13 protein-coding genes are annotated in these 12,904 nt (G+C 62.2%); 3 read left to right on the top strand and 10 right to left on the bottom strand.

Features of this window, described 5'->3' with window-relative positions; genetic code table 11:
• From M2352_RS16865 to M2352_RS16820, 10 genes are all read right to left on the bottom strand, one after another.
• A complete protein-coding gene (locus tag M2352_RS16865) occupies nucleotides 1-510 on the bottom strand; it encodes a ClpX C4-type zinc finger protein (protein ID WP_264665723.1) in 510 nt (169 codons plus the stop codon).
• 39 nt (nucleotides 511-549) lie between these two features.
• Nucleotides 550-819, bottom strand: coding sequence for a hypothetical protein (locus tag M2352_RS16860; protein WP_264665722.1), 270 nt, complete (start codon nucleotides 817-819; stop codon nucleotides 550-552).
• Between the two features lie 28 nt (nucleotides 820-847).
• Entirely contained in the window at nucleotides 848-1,636 is a 789-nt protein-coding gene (locus M2352_RS16855) for a hypothetical protein (protein ID WP_264665721.1), read from the bottom strand.
• 40 nt (nucleotides 1,637-1,676) lie between these two features.
• The gene (locus tag M2352_RS16850) at nucleotides 1,677-2,882 is read right to left on the bottom strand and encodes an AAA family ATPase (RefSeq protein ID WP_264665720.1); all 1,206 of its coding nucleotides are present in this window, start codon (nucleotides 2,880-2,882) and stop codon (nucleotides 1,677-1,679) included.
• Between the two features lie 28 nt (nucleotides 2,883-2,910).
• Nucleotides 2,911-5,112 (bottom strand): ATP-binding protein, encoded by a 2,202-nt coding sequence (locus M2352_RS16845; RefSeq protein WP_264665719.1) that lies wholly within the window; start codon nucleotides 5,110-5,112, stop codon nucleotides 2,911-2,913.
• Entirely contained in the window at nucleotides 5,109-6,260 is a 1,152-nt protein-coding gene (locus M2352_RS16840) for a hypothetical protein (protein WP_264665718.1), read from the bottom strand. The genes M2352_RS16845 and M2352_RS16840 overlap by 4 nt, the downstream gene beginning before the upstream one ends.
• Before the next feature lie 48 nt (nucleotides 6,261-6,308).
• Nucleotides 6,309-7,493: a hypothetical protein gene (locus M2352_RS16835; protein ID WP_264665717.1), complete on the bottom strand. Its 1,185-nt coding sequence runs from the start codon at nucleotides 7,491-7,493 to the stop codon at nucleotides 6,309-6,311.
• A 14-nt stretch (nucleotides 7,494-7,507) separates the two neighbouring features.
• Nucleotides 7,508-8,434 (bottom strand): ubiquitin-conjugating enzyme E2, encoded by a 927-nt coding sequence (locus tag M2352_RS16830; protein ID WP_264665716.1) that lies wholly within the window; start codon nucleotides 8,432-8,434, stop codon nucleotides 7,508-7,510.
• A 107-nt stretch (nucleotides 8,435-8,541) separates the two neighbouring features.
• A complete protein-coding gene (locus tag M2352_RS16825) occupies nucleotides 8,542-9,141 on the bottom strand; it encodes a hypothetical protein (protein WP_264665715.1) in 600 nt (199 codons plus the stop codon).
• Between the two features lie 2 nt (nucleotides 9,142-9,143).
• Nucleotides 9,144-10,130 carry a TIR domain-containing protein gene (locus M2352_RS16820; protein ID WP_264665714.1) on the bottom strand — a complete coding sequence of 329 codons (987 nt, stop codon included), beginning with the start codon at nucleotides 10,128-10,130 and terminating at the stop codon, nucleotides 9,144-9,146.
• 234 nt (nucleotides 10,131-10,364) lie between these two features.
• On the opposite strand from M2352_RS16820, the gene M2352_RS16815 reads away from it, so the two are divergent.
• From M2352_RS16815 to M2352_RS16805, 3 genes are read left to right on the top strand one after another with little or no spacing between them, the layout of a single operon-like run.
• The gene (locus tag M2352_RS16815; RefSeq protein ID WP_264665713.1) at nucleotides 10,365-11,087 is read left to right on the top strand and encodes a hypothetical protein; all 723 of its coding nucleotides are present in this window, start codon (nucleotides 10,365-10,367) and stop codon (nucleotides 11,085-11,087) included.
• Nucleotides 11,074-12,228, top strand: a complete 1,155-nt coding sequence (locus M2352_RS16810) for a ThiF family adenylyltransferase (protein WP_264665712.1) — start codon at nucleotides 11,074-11,076, stop codon at nucleotides 12,226-12,228. The genes M2352_RS16815 and M2352_RS16810 overlap by 14 nt, the downstream gene beginning before the upstream one ends.
• Nucleotides 12,229-12,245: 17 nt before the next feature.
• On the top strand, nucleotides 12,246-12,896 hold the full coding sequence (locus M2352_RS16805; protein ID WP_264665711.1) for a hypothetical protein: 651 nt from the start codon (nucleotides 12,246-12,248) through the stop codon (nucleotides 12,894-12,896).
• The last annotated feature ends 8 nt before the right edge of the window (nucleotides 12,897-12,904 follow it).

Here is a 12,904-nt window from a genome sequence, read left to right as displayed (position 1 = left end):
TCAGTCCTCGATGGTCCCGGGCTTCTTGCCCAGGTTCCGGTCCAGCATGTCAATGCATGCGGCCACACACTCGTCGCAAATATGGCCTTGCGATTTCTGCATCAACCGCCAGACCTCCGTGCTGGCCTTGCCACAGAAGCTGCAGGCCGACCGCTTCGCCGACGCGCCGGGCCGCAATGCTGTCCATGCTTCCCTACGCTGCGCCAGAATGCTGTGGGCATTCCAAACGCAAAAGGAACAGATGAAGCAGCCAGGCCCGGCGATCAGGTTGTGCACCTCGTTATGCTGCCGGCCGCAGAACGAACACCGCTCGCCGCCACCATCGGGTGCGGGTGGGTGGGTATGGGGTGGATCCGGCGCCTGCCGCTCCGGTCCGATGATATCGGCGCACAACTCAATGCACTCGTCACAGATGCGGCATTCCGCACTGGTGACCAGCAGGTCCACATCGCGCCGGTGCTTTGCGCAGAAGGAACAGATGGCATCATCGGCGTACGGCGTATCGGACATGGAGCAGACCCTGAACCCAGACAGTGGCAAGTGTACGGCTTACCGTCGTTCCAGGTCGCGCCGCCGGTCCGTCTCCGCACTCTCGTCCTCTGAAGCAGCATGGCCGGGCGAGGCCGACAGCCGCGCGCCGGCGTCCACCACACGCGGATCGCGGACCAACTGGCTTGCAACCACCTGTGCAACGCGATCATGGTACTGCTCTGACCGGTCCGCGGCGAAATCATCGACCAGGAATTCTTCAACGGCGCCGGTCAGCAGATTGTAGCGCAGGCGCACACGCACCGGGGGGCGGCTCGATTGATCGCTCATGGTCTTCTTCCTTTCAGGATGATCCCGATCACAGCTCGATTTCCAGCTCCATGACCGCGCCGTCACGCTGATCGGAGACGACGCGCCCGCCGCCCTGACGGGCGATTTCGATAAGCGTCTGGCGGTACACCTCGCCCACAAGGCGATTGATCGCATGGCGTACGGCGTCCTGCGCATCGGCCAGGCTCGCCTGCAAGCGTCGCCGCAAAGCAGCGCGCAGGTGGTCATGCTGCTCGCGCAGGCGTGCGTCCGCCTGTGCTTGGGCATCACTCCGCGCCTGCGCCACAGCCGCTTCGATGTGCTGGCCCTGCTGTTCACGGCGCAGGGAATCCAGGGCAGACGCCAACCGGCGGTCCGCGTCGGCGCGGGCCTGTTCACGCGCACGGTCTTCCGTATAGCCGCCCCAGCCGTCGTCGAAATAGCTGCAGACCGCTTCCGCCGCCACCTCGCCAAGGACGATGCCACTGGCCTCCACCTCCGCCTGCGCCTCGACCGACACCAGTTCGGTCATTCCGGCTTCGACCGTCATACGGCTGTCGCCGGCGCGGTAGCACAGCGTCACGGCGCCGACACGCTGCCGGTAGACCCCATCGTCACCGCGGCTCCAGCCCTGCACTTCGGGAAACTCGCCGGCCAAGCAGCGTTCGAGCACCGTGAGCGCCCGGTTTCCCATCATCGTGTCGAGAGCCACATCGACGGTAAAACGGCCATGGTCGCGGATCTCCGTGCTCGCCGTCGCCTGTTCCGTCACCAAGCGCTGCCAAGCTTCATCCACGGCCCTGTTGACCTGGACCAGAACGCGGCGGGGATTGCACATTCCTTGTCTCCGAAAGCGGGCGGGTGCCGTTTGGGTTGGATCAGGGCAAACCTTCGAGGACCGTAAGCAGCTCCTCGACCATGCCATCGATGCGCTGCTGCACGGAATCGGCGGCCTCCGTGTCACCGCCACCCACACCGCCACGCCAGCGCAGCACGGTGCGGCGCAAGCCTTCCAGCTGTTGCAGGTGATCGGCAAAGTCGGCGTCCGTCTTCAGACGGGAGGCGCGAGCAGCAAGCGCGCTCAACTCTTCTTGAATCCGGCCGAGGTCGCCGAGCCCGGCCGTGCCGTCCTCGTCCTGGTGGGCCGCGACATAGGGATCCACGATGCCGCGCAGCAGCGGCATATGGTCGGGGCGTTGCCAAACGTGACGGAGCACCCAAAGGTCGGCCGGCGATGCCGTCATGCTGTTGCGCCGCAGGGCGGCGGCGGCGATCAGCTTCAACAGTTTCACCACCCGCCGGTCGCTCATGGGAATACCGGCGGTGCGGATGCGCCGGATCACATCACGGTACACCGCGAGGACCGGATCCAAGTTGACGTGCTGCAATGTCCGGTGCAACCGGCGCAACGCGTCGGTGGTCGTCACGTTGACTTGACGGAACGCCTTTGCACCTTCGGCGATGCGGGTCAGCTCGAATTCCCACCCCTTATGCAACAGCGATGGAAGCTGGGATTCTTCGACGTTATCGACGGCGGCCCAGACCAGGAAGCGATCCCGCAGGGCGGCAAGCTCCTCATCGTCCGGAATGACGTTGGTCGCCCCGATAGCGAAGAGCAACGGCAGCTCGATACGCTCCGAACCGTTGTGGAACATACGCTCGTTGAGCGCTGCGAGCAGAGAGTTCAGGATGGCGCTGTTGGCCTTGAACACTTCATCGAAAAAGGCGATCTCCGCCTGTGGAAGCATGCCCGCCACGTTACGGCGGAACACGCCACCGCTTTGCAGGGAAAGGATATCGACAGGCCCGAAGATCTCGTTCGGTTCGGTAAAGCGCGTCAGCACATACTCGAAGTAAGGGATTCGGGCCTGCTGCCCGCTGTTTTCCGGGGCGCACAGCAGCGCGAACTGGCGCACCAGCTGCGACTTGCCCGTCCCTGGCGGGCCGACCGCGAGCAGATGTTCCTGGGCAACGGCACAAACGACCAGAAGCCGGATCATTTCACCGCGCCCAATGAACTGCGCCTCCAACAGATTGGCAACATCATCCATCTGGCCGAGATCAATGAGCGTTTGCTGATCCATGGAATGGTCCATCTTTCTGTCGCACGCCTTAACGCCGGCCGCGCGCGGCGGTCAGGTGGACCACCTGACGCTCGTCGCGCCGCTTCCGGATGAGACCGATCTTGATCCCCAGGTGGCGGGGGGTGATGAGCTGGCCATCCATATGCATTTCCATGCTGGCTTCCTGGAATATCGCCCGGATCTCATCGTTGTTGAAACCTTCGGTGTATTCGGCCACCAAGTCGAGCAGACCGGTGATGAGTCCCTCCGGCCCGGCCGCAGCGCCGGCACCGGACGGCGTGCGTGTCAGCTCCAAGAGGTCCGATATGTCGCGTGACAAGGTGGCGGACGGCAGCCCGATCTGCCGCAACCGCTCCTCAACTTCGCCGAACAATCCTGGAACAGCCTCCGCCGCTTCCGTCGCCGACGCCCTCATCAATGACAGAACGCCCTGGAGTTCACGGGTAATGGCCAGTGACTGCGCTTCCGCCTCGTAGCGCGCCTTAAGAGCGGGGTAGCGGGTAAAAAGCGAGTCGAGCACAGCGCCCTGAATCATCGTCTCCGCGCCGTCGGCCGAGGCGGAAGCCAGTGGCGCCAACGTCTCCCACAGATCCTTGACGGCGCGGTTGATGCCGAAGGTCTCGGCGTGGATGGACGCCACGCTGCGGCGCGCGAAGTAGTCGGGCAGGCCGATCTCGATCGGACGAAGGCGCGACGGCCGCAGCAGCGCCTCGTCGATGATGTCCAGGCGGTTGGTCGTGCCGATAACGAAGACGGACTGGTCGCCGCGGAACCCGTCCAACTCGGTCAGGAGCTGGGCCACGACGGCGTTGTTGGCGCGCGCACTGCCATCGGAATAGCTCGACCGCTGGCTGGCAATGCTGTCGAATTCGTCGAAGAAGATGACCGACGGCGCGTTGCGCCGCGCCGTGGCAAAGATGTGGCGGAGGTTGCTCTCGCTCTGGCCAACGTACTTGTCCATGATCTCCGGGCCGGAGATCATTTGGATCGTCGCGTTCATTTCGTTGGCGATGGCCTTGGCGAACAGGGTCTTTCCGGTTCCGGGGGGGCCGTGGAAGATAAACCCCTTGGGAATCAGCCGCTCGCGCTGCTGCTCGGACAGGCCCGGCACCCGCCCGGCGACCAGATCTATCATGCGCTTCAATTCCTGCTTCACATGATCGTATCCGCCGATATTCTCGAAGGAAATATCGGGGATCTCGATCTCGCCGGTCGAGGATGTCTTGAATTGGCGGATCACATCGAAGATGTGACGGGTGTCGCTTCCCGGGGCGACGGTCGCCCCGACGAATCGCATTGCGTTGCGGAACTGGATGACGTTGAGGCCGGAGACGTTCTTGTAAAGGTCTTCCGGATCGAACGCCTCGAAGCGGGCATGCTCGTCGGCGGTGATCAGGCGGTTCACGGCATGGACCGGACGTTCGCCGTCCCCAGCGTTGAGATAGCGCGGCAGGCCGACCATGCTGATGTGCACGGCGAACCGGTCGGTCAGCACCTTCTTGACCTCCAGCGATGGATCAAGAAATCCGAAAATCTGCGGCAGACGGCCGCCGCTGTTGGTCTGGTAAAGCGTCTCGATCAGCTGTGGCTTGTCGAACAGATCGACCGAGCGCAGCACCAGAACCTGATTGTCCTTCAGGTTGCGGATGGTGGTGGGGAGCGTGGACTGGGCTCCGTCGCTCCCCTGCAAGGCACTGCGCAGGGCATCCCGCTCACTCTGCCGGTCCTCGCCGTTCTGGGTGTCCAGCACGGGGCTCTTGCCGGCACGCTGGCAGACGTGCTCGTAAATCAGACCGGTCAGGATCTTGTCACAGACCACCAGCACGGAAAAATCATGCTTCAGATGCTTGGCGATTTCGTCGAGTTGTCGCCGGTACGCGATACGGACCGCCTCGTTGTCCGTGATGCCTGCCGGAAAATCGTTGGGCGCTGACGTGTCCGCCTTGTCTTGGTTGAACAGGCCGTCGAGTTGGGCGCGAACATCCGGGGCCGGCGGCAGGGACACCGGCGCGAGGGCCGGCTCCGCGGAGGCACCGAATGCCACCGGGATCACGTTCACATCGCGCAGCGGCCGATCCAAGTCGGCATCGGCGATGGGCACCATCGTACGGGCGGCAAAACGCGTCAGGAAGTCGCGCAGCGTTACCGCGCCGCTGACGCGCCGAAAGGCCAGAGCCTCGTCCTTGTGCGGTCCCAGGTCCAGACGTAAATCGAGCGGTTTGCCCGTCATGGCGCGTCTTCCCCGAATTCGATGTCGGACATATCCATCCGTGCCGGGCGGGACGTGGCGGCGGTAAGGTCTATGTAATGTGCGGCGGCGATGGGCAGATCCCGCAAATGATTCAACGTGCTCGGAATTCCTCTTTCGCTGATGATCAACTGAAGCAGCGGGTGAAAGAAGAGGAACCGGCTCCTGGCACGCTGCTGCAACCGAAGCGCACGGTGCGGGGCCGATGTGTCTGCCGCCGCAAGCAGACGCGCAACATCGTCGAGCACAGCCCAGTGCCGCCGCGACGGGTCACTGGCCGGGCGAATTGCATGAAAGTATTCGTAGGCTTCGTAAAACGCATACAGGAATTCCCTGTGGCGTCCGTGCTGCCGCAGAGCTTCCAGCACGAGGCCCAGATTCCGGCACGCCACAGCACTGCGGGGCAGAGCAAGCCAGCATCGCCGCACGCAGCGGCCGATGAACGGAGCGTCGGCAAGCGCACCCACCGCGTCGAGCCAGATGTCGGCGGACGTCCAGGGCGACCGCGCCACCGGTTCGATTGTCCACCCCGGCAGAAGTTCAGCCGCAAGACCAGCCAGCGGGGCGGGGGCGATCCGATCCAGCGCGAGGATGGTGGTCAGCGGGCAGAGATCGACGAGTGGGCGGAGGATGGCGTCCCGATGCGGAGCGGCGCCATCGATGCGATTGACGACATGGCGGAGCACCGCATGATAGCCTAGGGCATCGGCAACCGACATCGCGGGAGGCAGGGAGTAGACCAGGGTAAGAGTATCGCTGATGGCGATATCATCCTCCGGCGACCGATCGCACAGCGCGTTGTATGCCGCAAGCGCCATGCCGAAAACCGCCGAGGTCAGGGTAAGGCGGCGCCAGTCTCCGCCGTTCGGGCCGATCTCGCCGAGCAAATCATCAAGGCACAGACCGAACACGTCGATCAGAGACGCCGGCGGCGCCGCAGCCAGCGACGCGAGCACCGCGGAAGAGGGCCACAAAATCGCCCCCGTCTCGGCCTCCCCCATACGCAAGGACCAGAGAAAATCAAGAAGCACCCGCTCGCACGCACGCCGGTCGTCGCACGGTTCCCTCGTCGGCACCGCCAGTGCGGGATCTGAACCCGATGAGGAGACTTTTCGGAAGACGATGGCCATCGGCGCCCCTGACGGCAGGTTTTTGAAACGGATGGGCTGGGTCTGCTCTCAGCCCGTGTTCTGTCGCTCCCCGGCTGTCTCCGCGATCTCGAATTCCGTTTCCACGAGGTCGCCCATCGGACCGCGCTGGTAACACCGAACGGTCCGGCGGCCATCATTTTCCAGGTTGAGCAGGATGGCGACCTGCCACGGCTTGGGCAGGTACCAGCCGTGCATATCCTGGTCGAGCTGCGACAGCCCGAAATCCTCGGTCGCCGGGAAGAGGTGCGTGTGGAACCAGCCTGCCATCTGCTTGCCCGCGAACTCGCTGTCGCGGCGCCGGCTGACCTTGCTCCAGCTGTCGCCGGTGAACAGCAGCTTGACGGCGCTGCCCACCGTATTTTCCGCCATCAGCAGATCGGTAACGTCGAGAACCCAGCGGAAATCATCGGAAGTCTCGTCCTCCGGGCTGCCGGGCTGCCGGTAGACGTTTCCGAACACGTATCCCCCCTGCTCCTTCCGGGTGCTGAGCGTCAGCCCGACATGCATCTGGTCGTAGAGCGAGCGTGGAATGATAACGCGCCCCTTGCCAAGGTCGCCCTTGCCTCGGCGCGTCGTCGGAACGATCGGAAAGCCGGCGGGAACCTCTGGAAAAGGCGGCTCCGGCACGGGACGGAACTGCACCCGCGACTCCCGCCGCTGCACCGGCGGCAGGCGAAACACCCCCTCCACGTCGTAGGCGTCATCGGGCAACGCTGCCTTCGACACGGTAACCGTCAGCGTCGGGCTGGGGATCAGCGCGTAGTAGAAGAGATTGGCGTTGACCGAGGGCCGGCGCTTCAGCAGATCGTTCCTCACGAGATGGTAGGCCAAACTGAGAAACAGGTCATCGACGGTGTAGGCCCCCTTGAACAGTTCCTGCTGCAGGTCGCCAAGAACGATCTCCACATGGCGCACCCGGGCATCGGGCAGCAGGCGCACCTCGGGCAGCCCTTGCGCCGCGGGGTCGAACGGCCTTCCATACAAAGAGGTCAGCCCGGCCGGCCGGGGGGAGCGCAGGAACTCGGTGTCGGCCTTGGTGTAAAGCCGGAAAAACGGTTCGGTGACGCTGTGCTCGTCGAGCACTTCGTCGAACAGCCGGTTGACGAAGGGGACGATCAGGGAGTTCGGTGCAAGATAGTGCTGAAGGACGTTCCCTTCGGCGTCGTAGACGGCGACGCAGAAATTGCGCAGAGAGCGGGTGCCGGTGTTCATCAAGAGCCTCCCGATCAAACAAATGGGCCGCTCGTCCGGGCTACCGGACGAAAAACGACGTTGGATCGCTCGTGGATCGGGTGCTTTCCCAACCACTCAAGAAGCCGCTGGACCACGATGGGCAATTGGCCGTCGATCGGGGTGATGGGAAGAAGCTGCTCGAGCAAGATGTGCAGATGACCGCCGATCGCGGCAATGGGGGGCCAACTGGTCTCTTGTATCACCCAGCCCGCCGCCTCGGTGTTGAAGGGGTTCGTGGCGTCGAAATTGCGCCACTGAATCATTTCTGCGAGCATCGTCACCAGCTTGGCGAGCCCCAGCGACGGTACGTAGCGCTCGTTGAGCACGCCCAGGCAAACCTGCCCATCGGGCTGGGCGATGTTCGGATGAAAGATCGGCGTCACCCAGCGCACCCTGGGGGCGGTCTGGGGATAATCTGCCCCGAGCGTGATCTCAACCTTGTGGACCTTAGCCGTGCGCGGCTCAATTTCGTCAGGGTATTTTTCAGTAAAACTCGTATAACGGAATTCTATTTGATAAAAATCTGGAGCAAAATCCTTATTTGTTGAAAAAGATATGCGACCATTAATTTTTGAAATATGCTCCATTTCTTTATGATCAAGAACAAGAGCTCTCTGGTGTTCGTATGGCTCGACGCCACCAGCAATCGCTTCTGGAAATATTCTCAGCGTGGCGCCGCTTCTAAGGCCCGCTTCCTCAACGGTTGACTGGCTGTTCAGACGTTTCGTCTGTCCCGGACTGTCCGGGTTGACCAATTCGACGACTGCCCGCTGGCGGCGTCCGTTGCCGTCGCTGACCGGCCACCGACGGTCAGCAAAGAAATCAGCGGCGAGGTCACCCAAACGCATGTCGCAGGGAACGTCCGCATCGAACCGCTCGCCGCTCGGACCCTCAAAGTAAATTAAGAGATTATCGGTCATCGTTGATTTCCTTCCTGGGTTCGCCTCTCGACCGCAACGTGCCTTTTAAATCGAAATAATTCAGAAAACCGGGATTTATTCCATCATGACAATAAAAAATAAAGCGTCTATTTCTTGATCGGACGAAAGATAATCTTCTTTCCGCTTGCCCCCAGCTCGTCAGTCATAACCTGCCGACCGGCTTCTTCTGCCTGTTTCGGCGCGCCCACCTTTTGGAGGATTCGGCTGCGATATTTTTGCACCGGATTGGTAAACTTCTGTTGGGGAGAAGAAATCCTGTTCACGACACCCGCAAAAAGATTAATGAAGTCCATACCATCAGCAAGGAGAAAACTTATACCTTGCAGTATAGCTGGAATATTCTTACGATTTCGAGCAACAAGTATCGTTTTGTTACCAATCGCATGAGAGAGTCCGATAAGATAATACATCGGAAGAAGCTGCGATAGCTCCTCACTATTCAACATGTAACCACCAATGTCGGCCACGACAATATCGGCCTGATGCACCATTTCCACCAGAGACTCCGTGATATCGCGAACCTCCTCACCCCCAATCTGCGTATCGTCCAGCGGCGTGAGGTTCGCCTGCGGTATAGCGATCTCAAGAGCTTTGGTTACGGATTTGTAATTCAGTTCCCCATCGCTTGACTGCGGAAGTGGCGGGCGGAGCACAAGGCAAGTTGCAGGTGTCATGGTTGCAGCCATTATCAATGGTGGACTCGGCGTTGGATGCGTAGGCACGCGCGGTCGTTCACGCACGCGTCGAACAAGGTTTGGTCCAGTGTCAGCCGGCGCGCCGGCTGCGCTGCCGAAGCCAACTGCTCGACCACAATGTCCTGTTCCGTGAACGGTGTTGTCAGGAGATCGGATGCCAACTCCTCGACAGTGACATCAAGGGAACTGGCGACACTATACAGACCGTCGTTATCGACCATCACGGTCAATCCCACGGTGTCCGTTCGAACCAGCGGAGATGCGTCCAACCGCAACGTCGAGGATGCCGTGACTCCAGCAGCCCGCAACGAGATCGACGTGTCCAGCTTGGGTGCCCCCTCGGCATCAAGGTGAAGGGAAAACCGCATTGGGCTGGACCGCTGATCCTGCGGGGATCGCCAACTCTCGATGAAGGCATCCAAGACTTCACCGACGATCAGGGCGTCGGAGCCATTTGCTTCGTACATTGTGCCATCCGGCGCCTTTATCCGGACGCTGAAAATCCTGAGATGGTCCGTCCGGCGATCCGTATGCCCGGCATTCTTGAAAATATGGGCGATTTCCCTCGTTATGTTCGCCAGTGCAATGTCCGGATCGCTGCCTGGGGACCAGACGGCGTAGCCGCGCGGCCTCACCTGTACCGGGTCCAGCCACTTGACGAGTTCAAAGGCGCAAGGACGGGCGATGACCGGAATAACGGCAAGACCGTTTTTCCGCTGCCGTTCCAGAAGTCTTGGCACCTCTTCATCGTTAATGAAATCCGATGCCAGAAAATTGGCTGTTATCAGAAAAACCGCCGCTGCGGCGCGCTCGATGGCCTCTTCGATCTCCTGTCGCCAATAATCTCCAACGGCAATTCTATCGTCGGTCCACATATCAATGATGCCGGCACGCCTCAAGGCGCTGAAATGGCTGACTACCTGATTCTTGAGATGAACATCCTTGCTGCTGTAGCTAAGAAATAATGAAGGCAGGCTCATTTTTATCTCACAGCCCCTTCGGATCGCCAGCCGCAACCGACTTGCAATTTCCCAAACACTCTAAGTTCATAATGATGACGATTCAATCGAAAACCACAAAAATCGGCACCATCACTTGATGAGCTCCGTATGCATTCTTATGAATACTATAGTATTTCAGGACATTGCTGTGGACAGAGCGTGGCGCACAGGACTAGCATACCGCCCCATCATTTCCCCGAGCGGGACGACACGATGAACCCGACGGCTGGCGCAAGCCGCAGAGGTCTGATCGGCCTATCAAAAATCCTTCGCGTGGAGGTCGACCACGGCATCGCCGCAACCGGCGACCCGCGCAACGCGAACCTGCCCGCGCTGGCGCTGCGGGTAACCACCACGCATTCGGAGTGGTATGCCGGTACCTGTTGCCATTGCCATCACATGTTCCGGGAAGGTGACCGGGTGCGGGTCTGCCCCGACTGCGGCAGCGCCTATCACGATGACGAGCGCTTCGGGCTGCAATGCTGGTCGGCATGGTTCCAGGGCCATCGGCAGTGCCGGGAGGAGCGTTACGATCACTTCAACGAGGAAACGATCCCGGCCTGCACGTTCCGGCCTTCGGAAACGTCGTCGGCCGACGCCGGGCCGGAAACGCCCAGGGGCCCTGAACGGCCGCCCGCCGCGCTGACGCCGCAGTTCATGGCGGGATTGCAGTCCATCTGGAAGCCCTTTGGTGACTACGACCTGGTGCGGGTCTCGCCGGACTCGCCGATCATTGGGCGCAAATGTCCCTGGTGCCGGTTCGACATTCGGCCGGGCGACCATGTTGTCGCCTGTGCGCGGTCGTGCGGGGTGTATTTCCATCAGGACGTGACGTTGAAGCGCACCTGCTGGAACGAATGGAACGGGCGGCATGGCAAGTCGCATTGCCCGATCACCGGCCATTCCTATGCCGAGGACGGGCATGATGGCCGATGACCGTTATGCACGCCAGCGCCTGATCACATGGCTGGAGCAGGACCGGCTGCGCGCAGCCACGGTGGTCGTCGCCGGCGCTGGCGCGCTTGGGAACGAGGTGCTCAAGAATCTGGCGCTGCTCGGCATCGGCCACCTGGTGGTCATCGACATGGATCAGGTCGAGCGCTCAAACCTCAGCCGCACCGCGCTCTTTTCAGAGGCCGACATCGGACGGCCAAAAGCCGAGGCGGCGGCAAATGGCCTCGCGCGGCTGAATGCTGAAACGCGGGTTACGAGCATTGTTGGCGATCTGTTCCGCGATGTCGGATTGGGGCGGCTCCGGCATGCCACGCTTGCCATTGGCTGCCTCGACAACCTTGCTGCCCGTGCCCATCTCGGCGCGCTGTGCGCGCTGGCGGGAATTCCGCACCTGGACGGTGGCACCTGGGCCCTGGGGGGAGAGTGCCGCTGGTTCATGGCGGGGCCGGGAAGCTGCTTCAGCTGCCTGCTCGACGACATCGACCGCGCACGCGCCACCGAGCGCCGCTCCTGCACCGGTTTCCGGGCGGACGCGGCAGAGGCCGCCTTCCCGGCCGCAACCTTGGTCACCACCACCGCAGTGGTTGCCGGGTTGATGGCGCACGAGGCGCTGAAATTTCTGTGCAGGCAGCCGGTCAACGCCGGCGAAGCGATCGTTTACAACGGAGCGGCGGGAACCCTGCATCGCTCGCTCCTGGAACGCACCGCGGATTGCCGGGCGCCACACAAGCCCCTTGAGCCGGTGGTCACACTGCCGCACCGCGCGGCAACGCTGACACCCGCTGACCTGCTCGACATTGCTGGCATCGGGCAAAAGGCAGAACCATCGGGTTACCCAGGTGAAGTCCTTCTGGGCCGTGACTTTCTGGTGCGTCTCACCTGCCCGCGCTGCCACGACGGCGAAGCGGTCGGCCAACTGTTGAGCGCGTTTCCCGAAAGCGCCGCCCGCTGTTCGCGCTGTGGCGGCGCACGGGTGCCGGAAACAGTGCGTTCGGTCGGTCATGACGACGCGCTCCGCGGCCGTCCGCTCGCCGCCCTGGGGGTACCGCCCGGCGAAGTGGTGACTGTGCAGGCCGGCCCATCGCTGAGCTTTTATGAGTTGGGCGGCGATCTGGACGGATAAGAAGGGAGGCATGCAAGGTGGAACGGGGTCCGTCCGGCACAATCGCGCGCTTGTGCTCCTCCCCTGAAGAGGTGGCTGTGCTGCGCCGGGAATTGCTGTGCCGTGCCGCCGTCGCCTATGAGCGCGCCCGGGAATGGGGGGAGGCCGCATCCTGCTGGCAGGAGACCGGCCAGCCCGAACGGGCGGCGGAAGCATTCGCGCGGGCCGGTGAACCGATGACGGCGGCCCGGCTGCTGATGCGGTCTGGAAACCATGCAGCGGCCCTGCCCCACTTCGAGACAGTCGCTGATGATTTCCTGTGGAGTGGCTTCGACCGGGTTGGCGCCTTGCTCGGAATTGCGGCGTGCCATCTGACGATCTCGGGCATGACATCCAAGGCCTTCCTCACGGTTGGGCAGCCCGCGGCCCAGGAAGCGCGCCGGATCCTGACAGATGCGAGACACCGCACCGACGCGGCGGCCGCGCAAGCTTGGGCTCTGCTGGGCGACTACGGTCGGGTAGCCAACCGCTACGATCTGGTGCAGCAAGGCTATGAAACGGCCCTTGCACACGGCCGGCTGGCCTTGCCCGCCGCCGAGTGCCGGTCGATTCGGGAAGCCTATCTTGCTGCGGCACGGGAAGCCGGCGACACACTTCTGGCCAGCCACATCGCGGCGGAAGCAGCATAGGTGGTGGA

Origin of the sequence: Azospirillum fermentarium, assembly GCF_025961205.1 — a bacterium.
In the GTDB taxonomy this organism is placed as follows: Bacteria; Pseudomonadota; Alphaproteobacteria; order Azospirillales; family Azospirillaceae; genus Azospirillum; species Azospirillum fermentarium.
This window is presented reverse-complemented; position numbering and strand designations above follow the sequence as displayed.